At 36.8% G+C, this 16,092-nt stretch carries 14 protein-coding genes; 7 read left to right on the plus strand and 7 right to left on the minus strand.

Annotated features, from left to right (window positions below; genetic code table 11):
- Positions 1–80: 80 nt before the first annotated feature.
- From QNJ66_RS17765 to QNJ66_RS17775, 3 genes are all read right to left on the minus strand, one after another.
- Positions 81–860, minus strand: a complete 780-nt coding sequence (locus QNJ66_RS17765; protein ID WP_300509287.1) for a pseudouridine synthase — start codon at positions 858–860, stop codon at positions 81–83.
- Positions 861–863: 3 nt separating this feature from the next.
- Positions 864–2,639, minus strand: coding sequence for a pyruvate kinase (gene pyk, locus QNJ66_RS17770; protein ID WP_300509289.1), 1,776 nt, complete (start codon positions 2,637–2,639; stop codon positions 864–866).
- Positions 2,640–2,736: 97 nt separating this feature from the next.
- A complete protein-coding gene (locus QNJ66_RS17775) occupies positions 2,737–2,976 on the minus strand; it encodes a hypothetical protein (RefSeq protein WP_300509290.1) in 240 nt (79 codons plus the stop codon).
- Between the two features lie 95 nt (positions 2,977–3,071).
- On the opposite strand from QNJ66_RS17775, the gene QNJ66_RS17780 reads away from it, so the two are divergent.
- Together QNJ66_RS17780 and QNJ66_RS17785 are read left to right on the plus strand one after the other, a co-directional pair.
- Entirely contained in the window at positions 3,072–4,007 is a 936-nt protein-coding gene (locus QNJ66_RS17780) for a UDP-glucuronic acid decarboxylase family protein (protein ID WP_300509291.1), read from the plus strand.
- Between the two features lie 118 nt (positions 4,008–4,125).
- A complete protein-coding gene (locus tag QNJ66_RS17785; protein ID WP_300509293.1) occupies positions 4,126–5,475 on the plus strand; it encodes a UDP-glucose/GDP-mannose dehydrogenase family protein in 1,350 nt (449 codons plus the stop codon).
- Between the two features lie 97 nt (positions 5,476–5,572).
- Here QNJ66_RS17785 and QNJ66_RS17790 read toward each other — a convergent pair whose 3' ends face one another.
- Entirely contained in the window at positions 5,573–6,031 is a 459-nt protein-coding gene (locus QNJ66_RS17790; RefSeq protein ID WP_300509295.1) for a DUF29 domain-containing protein, read from the minus strand.
- A 264-nt stretch (positions 6,032–6,295) separates the two neighbouring features.
- On the opposite strand from QNJ66_RS17790, the gene QNJ66_RS17795 reads away from it, so the two are divergent.
- Positions 6,296–9,832 carry a tetratricopeptide repeat protein gene (locus tag QNJ66_RS17795; RefSeq protein ID WP_300509297.1) on the plus strand — a complete coding sequence of 1,179 codons (3,537 nt, stop codon included), beginning with the start codon at positions 6,296–6,298 and terminating at the stop codon, positions 9,830–9,832.
- 191 nt (positions 9,833–10,023) lie between these two features.
- On the opposite strand, the gene QNJ66_RS17800 is transcribed toward QNJ66_RS17795, so the two are convergent.
- The 3 genes from QNJ66_RS17800 to QNJ66_RS17810 form a co-directional block, all read right to left on the minus strand.
- Positions 10,024–10,359 carry a XisI protein gene (locus QNJ66_RS17800; protein ID WP_300509299.1) on the minus strand — a complete coding sequence of 112 codons (336 nt, stop codon included), beginning with the start codon at positions 10,357–10,359 and terminating at the stop codon, positions 10,024–10,026.
- Positions 10,347–10,763 carry a XisH family protein gene (locus QNJ66_RS17805; RefSeq protein WP_300509301.1) on the minus strand — a complete coding sequence of 139 codons (417 nt, stop codon included), beginning with the start codon at positions 10,761–10,763 and terminating at the stop codon, positions 10,347–10,349. Before QNJ66_RS17805 ends, QNJ66_RS17800 begins: the two co-directional genes overlap by 13 nt.
- 388 nt (positions 10,764–11,151) lie before the next feature.
- Positions 11,152–13,164, minus strand: a complete 2,013-nt coding sequence (locus tag QNJ66_RS17810; protein ID WP_300509302.1) for an FAD-dependent monooxygenase — start codon at positions 13,162–13,164, stop codon at positions 11,152–11,154.
- A gap of 146 nt (positions 13,165–13,310) precedes the next feature.
- Between QNJ66_RS17810 and QNJ66_RS17815 the strand changes: the two genes are divergently transcribed.
- The 4 genes from QNJ66_RS17815 (at position 13,311) to QNJ66_RS17830 (ending at position 16,038) form a co-directional block, all read left to right on the plus strand.
- Positions 13,311–13,544, plus strand: coding sequence for a hypothetical protein (locus QNJ66_RS17815; RefSeq protein WP_300509305.1), 234 nt, complete (start codon positions 13,311–13,313; stop codon positions 13,542–13,544).
- A 54-nt stretch (positions 13,545–13,598) separates the two neighbouring features.
- Entirely contained in the window at positions 13,599–14,810 is a 1,212-nt protein-coding gene (locus QNJ66_RS17820) for an ATP phosphoribosyltransferase regulatory subunit (RefSeq protein ID WP_300509308.1), read from the plus strand.
- Between the two features lie 195 nt (positions 14,811–15,005).
- The gene (locus QNJ66_RS17825) at positions 15,006–15,527 is read left to right on the plus strand and encodes a hypothetical protein (RefSeq protein WP_300509310.1); all 522 of its coding nucleotides are present in this window, start codon (positions 15,006–15,008) and stop codon (positions 15,525–15,527) included.
- A gap of 238 nt (positions 15,528–15,765) precedes the next feature.
- A complete protein-coding gene (locus QNJ66_RS17830; RefSeq protein WP_300509312.1) occupies positions 15,766–16,038 on the plus strand; it encodes a DUF2283 domain-containing protein in 273 nt (90 codons plus the stop codon).
- The last annotated feature ends 54 nt before the right edge of the window (positions 16,039–16,092 follow it).

Here is a 16,092-nt window from a genome sequence, read left to right on the forward strand (position 1 = left end):
GGGGCGGCGGGGGCGGGGGGGCGCGGGGGCGATGGGGAGGGGGGGGAGATGGGGAGATATATTAACTCCGAACTCCGAACTCACATTTTTAGTTTTCCTTTCGTTTCAATAATCAAATTGGCACGATGCTTAAGAAAATCAATTTCTGAAGGGGTCAGTAAACGATAATGGCCCCTGCGTAAACTGTTTTTATTAGCAGGATAGATAGTAAGCTTATCAATGGCAGTACGGTGGAGTCTGAGGACACGGAAACCCAGTTGTTCAACGATGCGACGAATCTGACGATTTCTGCCTTCAGTTAAAATCACTTTTAGGTGAGTTTTTTGATCAGAACGACTTATTACTTCTACTTCAGCCGGTAAAGTCTTTTTGCCCATGAGCATAACACCCTCACGCCATTGTTGTAGCGTTTTTTCTGGGGGATATCCTTTAAGCGAGACTTCGTAGGTTTTTGGTAAATGATAACGAGGGTGGGTTAATTTTAGGGTTAAGTCTCCATCATTGGTTAATAATAACGCTCCAGAAGAGTTAAAATCTAATCTTCCTACAGGGTGAATACCAGTACCTTGAGTTAACTTTTTCGGCAATAAATCCAAGACAATAGACCTATTTTCGGGGTCATCACAGGTAGAAACAACCCCCACCGGTTTATTGAGCAAAATATAGATTAATTGTGGTCGTTGATCGGGTTGAATGAGTTTGCCATCTACTTCCAGGCGATCGCAACTCGGATCAGCCTTATCTCCTAAAGTGACTATTTTCCCATTTAACTTAACTCGTCCTGCCATTATCATATCTTCTGCACGACGACGGGAAGCCACTCCCCATTGAGATAAAATCTTTTGTACCCGTTCAACCATCAATCAATTATCCCCGTTCTGATTACTCATAACCAGACCGGAATAAACTTGGCCTTTTTCAGCATCAACCGTAATAATTGCCCCTTCTCTAATATTAGCCGTTGCCTCCTTAAAATCAACAATGACAGGAACACCCAACCGTAGGCCAATCACGGCCGCATGGCTTGTTAAACTCGCTTCTTCGGTAATAATACCCGACGCTTTACGCATCATTTCTACAAATTCTGCATTGGTTCCGGGAACCACTAAAATGTCCCCAGGTTCAAAATTGCCTAATTCCCTGGCATTCTGGGCAATTCTCGCCCTTCCACTGGCTGAACCCTGACCAACACCCACACCTTTGCCCAAAACCGCTTTGACCATTTCTACCTTAATCAAATCAGTGGATCCTGCAACCCCGGCAAGGGTTCCGGCAGTCATCACCACTAAATCCCCATCTTTGAGCCAATTATTTTCTTGGGCCACATTAACCGCCGATTGAAAGGTTTTCGTGGCTGAGGCTAAATCAAGCACCAGCAAAGGTTTAACCCCCCAAACTAACTGTAACTGCCTAGCTACGTCTACATGGGGAGTCACCGCTATAATAGGGATCTGAGGGCGAAACTTAGAGACATTACGGGCAGTTGATCCCGTTTTTGTCAAAGACATAATTGCCGCCGCATCCAATTCTTGAGCAATATGACTAACTGCTGAGGAAATGGCGTTAGTGATGGACTGTTTCTCTTCTGAGAGAATTTTAGGGGTTGTGGGTTCTTGTTCGATCCTTTCCGCAATGGTGGCCATAGTAGCTACTGCTTCCACGGGATATTTGCCCACAGCAGTTTCATTGGATAACATCACCGCATCGGTACCATCTAAAATAGCGTTAGCCACATCGGAAACTTCTGCACGGGTAGGGCGAGGATTATTGGCCATACTATCTAACATTTGCGTGGCCGTAATTACAGGAATACCCAAACGATTAGCCGTAGAAATTAAGCGTTTTTGCAGGATAGGAACATCTTCTGGGGGTAACTCCACTCCTAAGTCTCCTCGTGCCACCATTACGCCATTACACAAGGCGAGAATTTCTTCCATATCCTCAATGGCCTCGTGTTTTTCAATTTTGGCAATGACAGGAACATTTTTGCCGGCACTGGCAATCAATTCTTTAATTTCGAGAATATCTTGAGGATTTCTCACAAAACTCAAGGCTACCCAGTCCACCCCTTGGTCCAAACCAAACATTAAATCTCGTTTATCTTTCTCCGTTAAAGCTTTTACCGATAAATAAACCCCCGGAAAATTTACCCCTTTGCGATCGGACAACACTCCCCCAACCACAACCCGACAATGAAGATCCTTCTTGTCCTTATCTACTTTCTCCACTAGCATTTCTACTTTTCCATCATCCATTAAAATTCTGGCCTTCTCAGGCACTTCATCGGCCAGATATTCATAAGAGACATAACTAATGTTTTGATTGCATTCAACTTCGCGACTGGTCAGGGTAAAAATATCCCCTGGTTGAACGGTAATTGGTCCGTTGACAAATTGACCCAGACGAATTTTAGGACCTTGTAAGTCCTGTAAAATAGCAACCGGTTGGTTTAATTCAAAAGCAGTTTGACGAATGAGGCGAATAGTATGTTGATGATAGTCATGATCATTATGGGAAAAATTGAGTCGTAACGTAGTTGCCCCTGCTAAGATCAATTGCCGTAAAATTTCTTTATTTTGAGTAGCTGGACCAATGGTTGCCACGATTTTTGTGCGACGGGATATGGAAGAGGATGTCATGGAGATGTAAATTTAACGAAGAAGCAATTATTAATTTGAGGTTCTTCCTCTAGGGTCTCATGAATGGTCACTATAGGTCGGAAAATTTGTTATTTTCTTAGGGATCTCTTGTAATAACTTGAGTTCGGAGTTCGGAGTTCGTAGTTAATATATCTGCCCACACTCCCCATCTCCCCATCTCCCCATCTCCCCATCTCCCCATCTCCCCATCTCCCCGTCTCCCCGTCTCCCAGTCTCCCAGTCTCCCCACACTCCCCACACTCCCCACACTCCCCACACTCCCCATCTCCCCATCTCCCCGTCTCCCCGTCTCCCAGTCTCCCCAAACTCTCCACACTCACAAAGCAATAATGAATTTTAGATCAAGGGGTTGGCCAAAACCGAAAGGAACGGTAAGTTAATATTAATTTCAACTTTGAACTTGTAGGCTGCATGAGAATCTTAGTTACGGGTGGTGCTGGTTTCATTGGGTCCCATCTCATTGACCGCTTAATGGCACAAGGACATGAAGTCCTCTGCTTAGATAACTTTTATACTGGCGACAAACGCAATATTGTCAAGTGGATCGGTAATCCTTATTTTGAGTTAGTCCGCCACGATATAACGGAACCCATCCGTTTAGAAGTTGATCAAATTTATCATTTAGCTTGTCCTGCTTCTCCTATTCATTATCAATATAATCCCGTCAAAACCATTAAAGTTAATGTGTTAGGGACTCTATATATGTTGGGTTTAGCTAAACGGGTGAACGCACGTATCCTCTTAGCTTCTACCTCAGAAGTATACGGTGATCCTGATGTTCATCCCCAACCGGAAGAATATCGGGGTAACGTCAGTTGTACGGGGCCACGTGCTTGTTACGATGAGGGAAAACGAGTGGCGGAAACCCTCGCTTTTGAATATCACCGAGAACATAAGACTGATATTCGAGTGGCACGTATTTTTAATACTTATGGGCCGAGAATGTTAGAAAATGATGGTCGAGTAGTGAGTAATTTCATTGTACAAGCTCTTAAAGGCATACCTTTAACTGTCTATGGGGATGGTTCTCAAACTCGTAGTTTCTGTTATGTTTCTGACTTAGTAGAAGGGTTAATGCGTCTGATGAATGGGGAACATATTGGCCCTATTAATTTAGGAAACCCTGGGGAATATACTATTTTAGAACTGGCTCAAATGATTCAAGGAATGATTAATCCTGATGCTGAGTTAGTTTATAAACCTTTACCCCAAGATGATCCTAAACAAAGACAACCTGATATTACTAAGGCAAAAACTTATTTAGGTTGGGAACCAACTATTCCCCTAAAAGATGGGTTAGAATTAGCCATTAAGGATTTTGCAGAACGAGTCTCAAAAGATAGTTAAACTCTATGACTGACAACTTAGTTTTTAGTTTAAAATACTTCTAACTCAAAGAGTTGTGTTATTGTATCATCCCAAGAATACCTTGTTTTAAACAATATAAATTTAGAGGATAAAAGTTATGCGCGTTTGTGTCATTGGAACTGGTTATGTTGGTTTAGTAACTGGAGTTTGTTTATCTCATATTGGCCATCACGTTATTTGTATCGATAATAACGAGGAAAAGGTTAAACTGATGAAGTCCGGTCAATCTCCTATTTATGAACCAGGACTTTCGGAATTAATGCACGGTTGTATGGAAGCTGGCCGTTTGGAATTTACTTCTGATTTGGCAGCCGGGGTTAATCACGGAGAAATTCTCTTTATTGCGGTGGGAACTCCTGCTTTACCTACTGGAGAAAGCGACACCCGTTACGTTGAAGCTGTAGCTAGAGGTATCGGCGAAAATTTAAACGGTGGTTACAAGGTCATTGTTAATAAGTCTACGGTTCCTATCGGTTCTGGGGACTGGGTAAGAATGATTGTTATGGATGGGTTAGCCCAACGTGAAGATGCTCCTGCTAACGTGGAGTTCGATGTGGTTAGTAACCCAGAATTTTTACGGGAAGGTTCGGCTGTTTTTGATACCTTTAACCCCGATCGCATTGTTCTCGGTAGCAACAATGACAAGGCGATCGCGATGATGCAACAACTCTATCAACCTTTGGTAGATCGCAAGTTCGGTGATGATCAAAGTTTGCCTCCTGTTCCTGTGGTAGTAACGGACTTAAACTCGGCAGAAATGATTAAATACGCTGCTAATGCTTTCTTAGCGACTAAAATTAGTTTCATCAACGAAGTGGCTAATATATGCGATCGCGTGGGTGCTGATGTTACTCAAGTGGCCTCTGGTATTGGTTTAGATTCTCGTATCGGTAACAAGTTCTTACAAGCTGGTATTGGTTGGGGTGGATCTTGTTTCCCTAAAGATGTTTTGGCTTTGATTCATACTGCTACTGATTATAATTACGAGACAGAGTTACTCAATGCTGCTGTTAATGTTAACAAGCGTCAACGATTAATTGCTGTTGAAAAGTTACAACAAGAACTGAAAATCCTCAAAGGAAAAACTATCGGTTTATTAGGTTTAACTTTTAAACCTGATACTGATGATATGAGAGATGCACCTGCTTTAATTATTATCGAACAGTTAAACCGTTTAGGGGCAAAAATTAAGGCTTATGACCCCATTGTTTCTCAGTCTGGTTTAAGTCATGGTTTATCTAATGTGATTATTGAAACCGATGCGGAAATGTTAGCTGATAGCTGTGATGCTTTGGTTTTAGTAACAGATTGGAAGGAATTTTTAAGCCTCAATTACGGTAAAATGGCTCAAGTAATGGCTAATCCTGTGATTATTGATGGCCGTAATTTCTTGGATCGCTCTAAGTTAGAAATGGCTGGTTTCCATTATGTAGGTATTGGACGCTAATTAGTTTTTTTCAAAATTGAATGAGTGAGTAGGATATTTTTATTGTTAAGATATTCTACTCATTTTTTTGTTTTTAATTACTATAGTTTACTCCGATTTATTTATGTTGATTATCTTCCCAAAACTTAGTATTTAATAATTCATCTACGTTACTGGGAAAAGGACAATCATCAGGAAAATCAGAATCATATTCAATTCGCATATTTTCCACTGCTTCCTCATAACATTTATCATAAATAGCAACCAAAAAATTGTGTAAACTAGGAGAATCTTCTAGAATATCTTTTAACTTAGACTGAGTCCTTTTTAAAGTTACTTCCCAACCTCTATAACAGTCATTTAGAGGAACATAATACCGTTTTAAAGCGTGTTCAAATAAAGTAATTAAACGGCTTTTCAATTCCCTTTTGTCTCGTCTTCCCAAAGATTCTACCTCCTCAATTAAATTGTCTAAATCTATCTGTGATAAATCTCCAGATTTTAGTTGCTTAACCGTTTCTTCTATCCATAAAGCAAAATCTTGCTCATAAAGTTGTTTGACTTTTACTAACGTCATTATTTTAATCTCCCATTAACAGTTGACAATTGATTCATTATTAATTTTACAACAATTTATGACTTTGTATAACACTAGACATTATGGTTAGGAGGTTATGGAGATTCCTCGTACCTCGGAATGACAGCTAAGGATATGAAAAATGTCCTAACTAATTTTTGTACTGCTATAACCCACTAATTTTAGTTCAATGAAATTAAAAGATTCTCTTAATTAGATAATCTCTTGTGTTAGTATATTGGCAGTTGGGGTTCACTGTAATCTATGTTAAAACTTAGACTTATTATAGCTTCTCTGTTGTGTGCTACGGGAACATTCTATCCTGCAATATTGGGATCGGCAACGGCAACAGGAGTCGGAGTTTTATCGGGTATTATAGCAAATGATCTTGGTTCTATTTGGGATAAAATTGGCCATCGCTTACAAGACAATGGTCTTCTTCATAATCATGATTTAACTAAGGCTGTTGGTGTAGCGATCGCTGCTATTATTGCTAAAACGGCTAAGGATGAAACTAAAATAGATAGGGTTTATCGATCGCATCTTGAAAGCTTGGCAAAATATACAGAAAATAATTGGCTAAATTTTTGTATAAATGACTTGAATTTTTCAGAAAAAACTGAATTTAATTTACTAGAAGATAGTCAATTAACTAAACTATTCTTAACGTCACCAGACAATTTTAATGCGGTTAGAGTCTTTAATATTAATGATTTAGAAGCAGATAAAAAGATTTGGAGAGAGGAAATTATTAGGAAGTTAGTTAATAAAAATGATACTTTATCTAGTTTACAAGTAACAGAAAAAGAAAAAGAAGAAATTAATCAGATTATTGATGTTTTAAGTGAAGCATTATCCCAACAGTTTCCTCAAGCATTACGGGGAGTTTTAAAAGAGGATTGTGGGAAAGGCGGAAAAGCTTATGCTGGATTTAGTATTGATATGTTTGGCGTGATTCAGCAAGCTATTCAAACATCAAAGGATGAAATAATTGTTCGTTTAGAAAAAATTGAAAATAATTTACAAAACAATACTATTGCAAGTGATAACAGAGAATTGATAGAAAAGTTAGAAGCTATTTATAATCAGAAGTTTGATAATAGAGATGATTTGAAAAACATTATTCACCAAGCTAACAGAGATATTAATCAAGATTTTACTAACATTAATCAACAGTTAGAAGATTTAAAAGCAAACAATAATCAAGAATTTATAAAGTTAGGGAACAAAATTCAATCGGGGTTTGATAATATTGAACAGTTATTAAATAACTTAAGTGATAAAGTTGATAAAATTTTAAAGGAAGTTAAAGGAATAAAACGTATTCAAGAAAAACAACAAGAAAATAGTACAGCAATTATTATTACAGGAGGAAATGCACCGAAATTAATTAGTCATTGGCAAGGAAGAAAAGAAGAAATTGAACGTATAAAAACCTGCTTTAGTAATGCAAAAACTCCTCTTGTTGGTATTGACGGAGTGGGAGGAATAGGGAAATCTAGTCTTGCAGGAAAGTTATACGAAGAAACAAGAGAATTTGCTCAGAAATATTGGAGAGATGTTACCAATGGGACGTTATTTACTGATATTGCTAGGGATGCAATCGCAGCATTTGGGGGAACTGTACCGCAACAGGAAACCTTGTTAGTTGATGGGTTGATTAAATGTTTACAGTCGGGACAATATTTATTAGTTATAGATAATTTAGAAAGTGTGTTAACTACGCAAAGAGAATGGAAAGATAGATTTTATGAACAGTTTTTTAACACTTGGGTAGAGTATGGGAAAAATAGCATTGTTTTAGTAACAACTAGGGAACAACCACTCTTAAAAGGGATAGAATGGATCAATCTTGAAGGGTTACAAGCTGAAGAAGGGGCGAAATTACTAGAAGAATTAGGTATTACAGGGGAATTAGAAGATTTCTCCGCTTTGGTGGGGGGACATCCTTTGATGTTAAGGTTAGTAGCAGACTTACTCAAAGATGAGTATCCCCAAGATCCGGACTTAAGACGGTTAGACTCGTTAGGGTTAGGCAATTTACGACAAATATTAACCGATGAACGGGTTAAGGGACAACATCGCAGGGAAACAGTGGGAATGGTAGCGGTTTTGTCTGCTACGGTAGAAAGGTTAACTGAAGCGCAACGGGAATTATGGTGTAATTTAAGTGTCTATCGCAAACCCTTTGATAAAGTAGCAGCGAATTTTATCAGTAGAGAAGACTCGGAGACATTGGTAGAAGCAGAGTTAAGGAAACTGGTAAAACGTTCTTTACTGCAAGAAAAGTTAACAGAAGATACTCGATACTTTGAATTTCAGCCGGTGTTACAAGAATATGCGTTGTACTGTGGGGGAGACTTCTCAGACGCACATAAAAAGGCGATCGCTTATTATCAATCTATTGCTGAAGACGATCCCAACAGTAAAGAAACGGTACAACCCTATTTAGAAATTTTTTATCACTATTGCGAAATAGAAGAGTATGAAACTGCTTTTGATGTTATTGCAGAAGTTAATGAGTTACTAAAGTTACGAGGATTGTATAGTAATCAGGTTGAGTGTTACAGTCGTTTAGTGAAAGCTTGGGAAAAGACAGCGATTAATAACTGGAAATATAGCGCATCTTTATGTGATTTAGGCAATGCTTCCCATTTTTTAGGACAATACAAACAAGCTATCACCTATTATCAACAATCTTTGGACATCGCTAGAAGTATAGGAGATAGATACAGAGAAGGGAATTGTTTCGGCAATTTAGGAGTTGCTTATTATTCTTTAGGAGAATACAAACAAGCTATAACCTATCATCAACAATCTTTAGACATCGCTAGAGACATGGGAGATAGACAAGGAGAAGGTTATGCTTTAGGCAATTTAGGAGTTGCTTATTATTCTTTAGGGGAATATAAACAAGCCATAAACTATTATCAACAATCCTTAGAAATTGCTAGAGACATAGGAGATCACAATGTAGAAGGGAATTGTTTAGGTAATTTAGGAGTTGCTTATAAGTCTTTAGGAGAATACCAAGAATCTATCACCTATCATCAACAATCTTTAGACATTGCTAGAGACATAGGGGATAGACGGGGAGAAGGGGGTGCTTTAGGCAATTTAGGAGTTGCTTATTATGATTTAGGAGAATACCAACAAGCTATAACCTATCATCAACAATCTTTAGACATTGCTAGAGACATAGGGGATAGACGAGGAGAAGGGAATTCTTTAGGCAATGTAGGACTTGCTTATCATGATTTAGGAGAATACCAGCAAGCTATAACCTATCATCAACAAAATCTAGATATCGCTAGAGACATAGGGGATAGACAGGGAGAAGGTAGTGCTTTAGGTAATTTAGGAGTTGCTTATTATGATTTAGGAGAATACCAACAAGCTATAACCTATCATCAACAATCTTTAGACATTGCTAGAGACATAGGGGATAGACGAGGAGAAGGGGGTTCTTTAGGCAATTTAGGACTTGCTTATAATTCTTTAGGACAATACCAACAAGCGATAAACTATGATCAACAATCTTTAGACATCGCTAGAGACATAGGAGATAAACGGGGAGAAGCAAATGCTTGCTTTAATATAGCTGTAGCATTCACCAATGTCCAAAGAAACGATGATGCAATAGAAGCGTTTTCTAATGCGCGTAAGTTGTATCAAGATATGGGAATTAATAACATGGTAGAACGTTGCGACAATGAAATTAATGCTTTAGAGAGTGATGTTTCTTCTCCGCAAGGTTTCAGAGGATGGTTTAAGGGTTTGTGGAAATGGTTTAAGAATTGAGAATTTAGGTGTAGGTTGGGTTAAGGAACGAAACCCAACAAAACCAAGTTTTAATACACTAAGATGGTGGGTTACGACAGATTATATATTCCTGTGATAACCTTAATTTTAGCTGTCTAACCCACCCTACTAGACTAACCGTTACAATTGTTTAATTGTTACTAATTAATTATAAACCTTCTCTAATACAACTAACCCACTGCAAACCCTGTATATTCTCTAACTAAAGGTTCATGAAATGCTAAAACAATATCTTCTTTGGGAACCCCTAAATCAACTAATTCATTAGCTATTCCAACTTCAGTACCATCATGTTGTATCCAAATTTTGCTATTTTTTATATCTAAATGTAAAACACAACCATGATATCTTTTTCTATTTTCCCAACCGACATACATTAATTGATAATGATCCCCAACCGTATCAAAAATTAATTGTTGTTCAATAGGATCTTTTGATGAACCTAACTGAGAGTATTCGGTAATAACTTGTTTAATATACTGACGATATTGTTCTAATTTTTCCATTGCAGAATAACCTCCTGAATAGGATCGTAAATGATTAGATAAATTTGCAATCTTTGAATTACTGTTTGAATAAACCGCAACTCAAAAAAGCTAGAATAAATACCCAAAGGAACCGCTAAATATAACTGTCTTTTCGGTTGTTTTTCTTCTAAAGCAATACGATAATTTGAAAATTGTCCAATAGCTGTATGAAATTCTGAAATGCTTGATTTCCCAATAAAACTTTTAATTTCCACTGCTATTTTTTCCGCTTCTTTTTCTGCTGCTAAAACTTGTTCTGCACCCAGATCAACATACATTTCAACATCACCCACTTCAATCCTTAAAGGGTCATCTGTAATTAGCCAACCCTCTTTTTCTAATCCTCTCCTTACTGCATCATGAAAAATATCTCTAGCAGACATGAATCTTGGAATAAACAAGCATTATAGTTGTTGATCATAGCACATAACATACTGTCGACTAGAGGTTGAATCATATAATCAATATTTTGTCAAGGTCACTGTTACATTTCAGCTTTGATTTAGTACATTAGCTCAAATTACTAGGCGAAAATTGAGTATCCATGAACTGTTTTTAAGCGGTCGCAGAACAAGCAACAACGACACAATAGGAATACTTAGCCCTCTTTTAATTGTAGAAATAATGGCTACAGATTTTTATTCTTGATAATCATACCACAACCCAGTAGCCTCGTCCACTATTGATAATAATTCTCACACCTAAAGTTATGTAAAGAGATGTAACTGATTGGTATTTTGTTGCTTTCTATGACAGTTAGATAAGTTTAACTTAACGAGAAGGAGTCAAACTTCTTTGGAAACTCAACAACCGCAACCAGAAAGAAGGATATTGCTTTTGTAACTTGTCAGGGAGTTGTTTTAATAGTTGGTTAAACCAAGAAGCAAACAGCAAATTTTTCAAGCTATCACCAGTAAACTCAAAATAAGACCCTAACCAACGAATTAAGTCTTTATTTCCCGCCATTTCCCATATCCAAAGCAATAAAGCGGGATTTTTTCTGGCAGCTTTTAAAGCGAGTCGAGTAAACATTAACCAGGTTGTCCTATCTTTGATGAAGGTATCAGCGACTTCTGGGGGAGAGTCAGCTAATAAACCAAAAAAGGTGTTTAACATGGAATTAATACGCTGTGGGGGTAAGGTTTTTCCTGTAGGAACCATCATTCCTTTAGAAAACAACCAAGTTACGGCTACATTACTCTGATAAGCCCGAATTCTGTTTAAATCTGCTGCTTTGAGTAAATCGTGTTTTAAACAAAAGTCTAATAAATAGGTTAATTTGTCTAAATTACGGACTAAAGAACCAAAACCAGTGAAAATTAAGGGAGATTGTAAAGATGCTGCGTCTCCAATAGCTACCAGTCTATCAAAAGCGATTTTGCGATCGCCTTTACCCACACTAAAATGGCCAGGGATATAACCAAAAGTTGGCTTTTTCCATGTCAATTTTTCTGGATCACAACGACGATATTCTGGCAAAATATTGAAGAAATCTTCATACATTTCCAATAAAGATCCAGGATTTTCAGGATGTACTTGATGGTAATGAAAGAGATAGAAAGTTAACTCATCTCCTTCTCCTGGAAACAACTCCCAGATTAATTGTCTACCACGAGAAATATCCCCATGAGAGTTTAAAACATCTCCATATTGACTATCCCAAACTTCAGTATCCATCCCTTCAATAACTGCACCAACTGTAGGACAAACACTATTAAATGTTTGCTTACCATTTAGTTGCCAAGCAATAGGAGAAGCTGTTCCCATCGCATCTACTAATAAACGTCCGCGAACTTCTTTTGTTTCTTTTGTTTCTTTTGTTTCTAAATCAACTAAACTGACTGTTACTGCTTCTTGATCAATATCAGCTTTAATAAATTCAGTTCTTTCCCAAATATCTCCCCCTGCTTCTTGTAATTTTTCACCACATAATTTAAGTAATTTAGTGGTATCAATAGCAATATTTAAGACCGTTGGTGTATGTAAAATATCAGCTTTTAAATAAGAAGGATTATTCCCATCAAAAAACTTATTAAAACCATCCACATATTCCGTAGCAATAATCGATTCAAACTCAGCCGATGTAAATAAACCCAAGTTAATTAAACTTTGAAACTCCGACCGAGAAATATTCCACTCACGGTTCATGCGTCCAAACACCAACCGTTCCACCAAAAGTACCCGATAACCTAATCGTGCCATTACCGCAGCGTGAATGACCCCTAAAGCACCGCCAATATAAATTAGGTCATATTTGGTCTGGGAAGATTGAGACGGCTGATCTTGTTCAAAAATGACTTGTTTGGGTTGTTGAGGATTTTTAACACTTTCTCGCCATCTTTTTTCCCACCAATAAACCCGTTGCAAATCTGTTTCTCCTTGGGGCATTTTACGAAAAAAATGCACCGTTTTTGGATAATAAGCTTCTAAAGCGTCAAAAATTGAAGCAGAAGAAGTATCTAACTCAGGTAACTGAGGATATTCTTGAGGAAATGCCTTTCTAATCTCTTGTTCTAAGTGACGACAAACCTTTGTTTCTGAGGGAAAAGGTTTCTTTCCCCAACGAAAAATTTTCAGATAAGTGGTTCGTTGTACTGACCAAACAAAGATGGATAATTCAGTCTCTCCTGGTGTCGAGGGAGAAACCCCAGAAATAACTTGTAAACGAACCCCATTTGCTGTAGGATTTTTTTTGCCCGTTGGAGGAGTCCAATGGGCTTGTAACCAGTGACAGACATCATCAGTGTTGGGGTTGGGAATTTCTAAATAAGTGATTTCCTTCATTACGATATGTTAAGAAAAGCAAAAATAAGCCAAAGTACAGATTCCATTTGGTTGAAAGTAAGCTAGACTTTCCGTTACTGTATTCTGAGAGAACCTTTAAAAAAGTTTACAAGTTGTGACCGATTTAGACAATTGACGATAGCCTTATGAATTATCCCATTCCAGCGAGTCCAGAAGAAATATTTGCCCTGCGTAGTAGACCAGTTGACGAAGAAATGATCGCCCTTGCTATTACTGGAGTGGTTAATCTTGCCCGTTCTCAGGGACAATCATTAGATGAGTTAACGGCCGAAGTTTTAGAAGATGATCCTTTGCTAGATAGGGTTCAACGTCGTTGGTTAAGTGATTTAATTCGCCAAGTATGGCAAGCTTTACCTTAAAATAATTTGAGTTGACCAGATATTTACAACTTGGGGTAATTCAAGAATAATTCTATGATTCATCAACCACCAGCCGGCGCAAGAGACTTACTTCCCCTAGAAGTTGTTCAGAAAGCTTGGATTAATGATACTCTCCAGCAAGTGTTTGGACAATGGGGTTATCAACGTATTGTCACGTCTACTATCGAAAGATTAGATACCCTCAAAGCTGGAGGTGCGATCGAAGATGAGACGGTAATTCAACTTCATAATAATAGTGCGGGACAGTTAGGTTTAAGGCCAGAATTAACCGCTTCGGTTGCTCGTGCTGCGGTAACACGGATGACAGAGAATAGTTACCCTCAAAGACTGTGTTATCGTGCCAATGTCTTTCGTAACCCTCCCAGTAGTCATCACGGTCGACAATTAGAATTTTATCAAGCTGGGGTAGAATTATTATTTTCTGGGGGAACTTTAGCTGATGCAGAAATTCTGCTTTTAGTGGCTGATTGTTTACAAAAATTACAAATTCCTAACTGGTATTTAATTTTAGGAGATGCAGGACTAACGAGATCATTATTATCACCGTTTCCCGAAGGGTTACGGCAGGAAGTACGTAATTGTTTATCTACGTTAGATTATATTAAACTTGAAGGTTTAGACTATCCTAATGAGAAACTAAAACAACGAGCAAAACTACTATTTAATTTACGAGGTAAACCCGAAGAAGTTGTATCAAAAGTATTAGATTTAAGTTTAGATGAAACAGGAAAAAGTTGTCTCAATAATTTAAAGTCGTTAATAGAGTTAGTTAATAATAGTGCTTCTCAAACATTACCTTTAACTTTAGATTTAAGTTTAATTCAAACATTTGATTATTATACAGGCATTACTTTTAAAGTTATCCAAAAAACTAATAATCAACTACAAACTTTAGGACAGGGAGGACGTTACGATCAATTATTAGCAGTCTATCATCCTCAACAAAAATCAGCACCAGGAATCGGTTTTTCCCTCAATGTAGGTGCTTTACATCGTTGTTTGTTATCAACAGATGTTTTACCCCAAAAGCCTAATTTAATCGACTATTTAGTAGTAGCAAAAAACACAGAATCTCAATTAGAAGCTTTAAAATATGCCCAAAAATTAAGAGAGGATGATAACTTATTGAGAGTTACTATTGATTTAGAAAAAAGGAACGATGAAGAAATTAAAAAATATGCTCAAGCAAATGGAATTAAAACTATTGTTTGGATAGAAAAAGGACAAGAACCTATTATTAACTGAGTTTGAATCGAGCAAAAATTTTATTAAGGATATAAGGTGATTGAATCAAACAGGAGTAATCTTAAGTTTAGTTGGTTTTCTTTTCAAGAAAAGTTAAGTTTTTTGAAAGACCAGTATGGGATCAGAAAATTGACAGTTAAGATAATTACACCGAAACTTTCTTAAAGTTATTTGTTACAATATTTGGAGAAGTGTATGGATTTTACTTATCTAAAATATATCAAAAATGTTACGTCTTGGGATGGGAAATGGGCCTATAAGTATTGGAATAATTCTGATTTTCCGTTAACTAAAAATTCTTACTTTCGCTTAAACTTTCATGCAATTAAAGATAAGGAAAATCAAGGGATAGAAAATCATACTAAGAACTTAGAAAAAGGTTCTTTGATTATTCTTTCTCAGAATAAAAAAATCGAAAAACAAGAAAATCGCTATTTAATGCATATAGTAGAACTGGTTAATCAGGGATATGAAGATGAACCACAATGGGATAAGAAGGAAGAAGATTGGAATATTTTTAGATGGGTTAAAGTTCATTGGATAGCTAATTTTAATAATATTAGTTCTATCCCTATTGATCAAGAGGTAATGAAAGTAAATTGGAGTTGGTACAACACAAAAGCTAAATCATTGTCAGCTACTAACTTGATGAATGAGTGGGGTAATATTGACAACTTGAGAAATCATTTAGAATCAGTTTTTAAACCTCTTATGTAATGTTATTAATTGAACGATCAAGAAAAAATAAAAAGACGTATTTCTTTAATAAATTCAGATTTTAAAGTATCCTTATGTTCAATTCAATTTAATATAAGAGGAAAAGACATAGATTAACTAATAATGATTATAGATATAAGACAATTATTAGTATTATAAAAACTATTTAAAAAATCCAACTTATTCAATAATCTAATACCTAAAAACACTACATTTTTTTTGATAGAGGGTATAAAAGATGAATTTTCAGATTAATTATGATCAAGAAGTAGATGCAGCTTATTTTCGTCTTGAGAATCAGACGGTTTTAGATTCTCAAGAAATTGCTGATGGGATTATTATTGATTATAATGAAGATAATAAGATAATAGGAATTGAGTTATTAGGTGTAAAAACCATCAACTTGGAAAATTTATCTCTCCTTATTCCCCTTTTACCTGAATCATTTAAAGCACAAATTAAAGACTTTTTTTCCTTAGAGTTTAATAGAATAGAAGAAAGCGCACATTAACGGATAATAATCATGGACATGGAACAATTATTAGTATTATGAAAACTATCTATA

The sequence above is a fragment of the Crocosphaera sp. genome (assembly GCF_030064895.1).
In the GTDB taxonomy this organism is placed as follows: domain Bacteria; phylum Cyanobacteriota; class Cyanobacteriia; order Cyanobacteriales; family Microcystaceae; genus Crocosphaera.

Coding starts and splice junctions, on each gene's coding strand:
- QNJ66_RS17765 (WP_300509287.1), bottom strand. CDS start 860: ATGGTTGAACGGGTACAAAAGATTTTATCTCAATGGGGAGTGGCTTCC.
- pyk (WP_300509289.1), bottom strand. CDS start 2,639: ATGACATCCTCTTCCATATCCCGTCGCACAAAAATCGTGGCAACCATT.
- QNJ66_RS17780 (WP_300509291.1), top strand. CDS start 3,072: ATGAGAATCTTAGTTACGGGTGGTGCTGGTTTCATTGGGTCCCATCTC.
- QNJ66_RS17785 (WP_300509293.1), top strand. CDS start 4,126: ATGCGCGTTTGTGTCATTGGAACTGGTTATGTTGGTTTAGTAACTGGA.
- QNJ66_RS17790 (WP_300509295.1), bottom strand. CDS start 6,031: ATGACGTTAGTAAAAGTCAAACAACTTTATGAGCAAGATTTTGCTTTA.
- QNJ66_RS17795 (WP_300509297.1), top strand. CDS start 6,296: ATGTTAAAACTTAGACTTATTATAGCTTCTCTGTTGTGTGCTACGGGA.
- QNJ66_RS17800 (WP_300509299.1), bottom strand. CDS start 10,359: ATGGAAAAATTAGAACAATATCGTCAGTATATTAAACAAGTTATTACC.
- QNJ66_RS17805 (WP_300509301.1), bottom strand. CDS start 10,763: ATGTCTGCTAGAGATATTTTTCATGATGCAGTAAGGAGAGGATTAGAA.
- QNJ66_RS17810 (WP_300509302.1), bottom strand. CDS start 13,164: ATGAAGGAAATCACTTATTTAGAAATTCCCAACCCCAACACTGATGAT.
- QNJ66_RS17815 (WP_300509305.1), top strand. CDS start 13,311: ATGAATTATCCCATTCCAGCGAGTCCAGAAGAAATATTTGCCCTGCGT.
- QNJ66_RS17820 (WP_300509308.1), top strand. CDS start 13,599: ATGATTCATCAACCACCAGCCGGCGCAAGAGACTTACTTCCCCTAGAA.
- QNJ66_RS17825 (WP_300509310.1), top strand. CDS start 15,006: ATGGATTTTACTTATCTAAAATATATCAAAAATGTTACGTCTTGGGAT.
- QNJ66_RS17830 (WP_300509312.1), top strand. CDS start 15,766: ATGAATTTTCAGATTAATTATGATCAAGAAGTAGATGCAGCTTATTTT.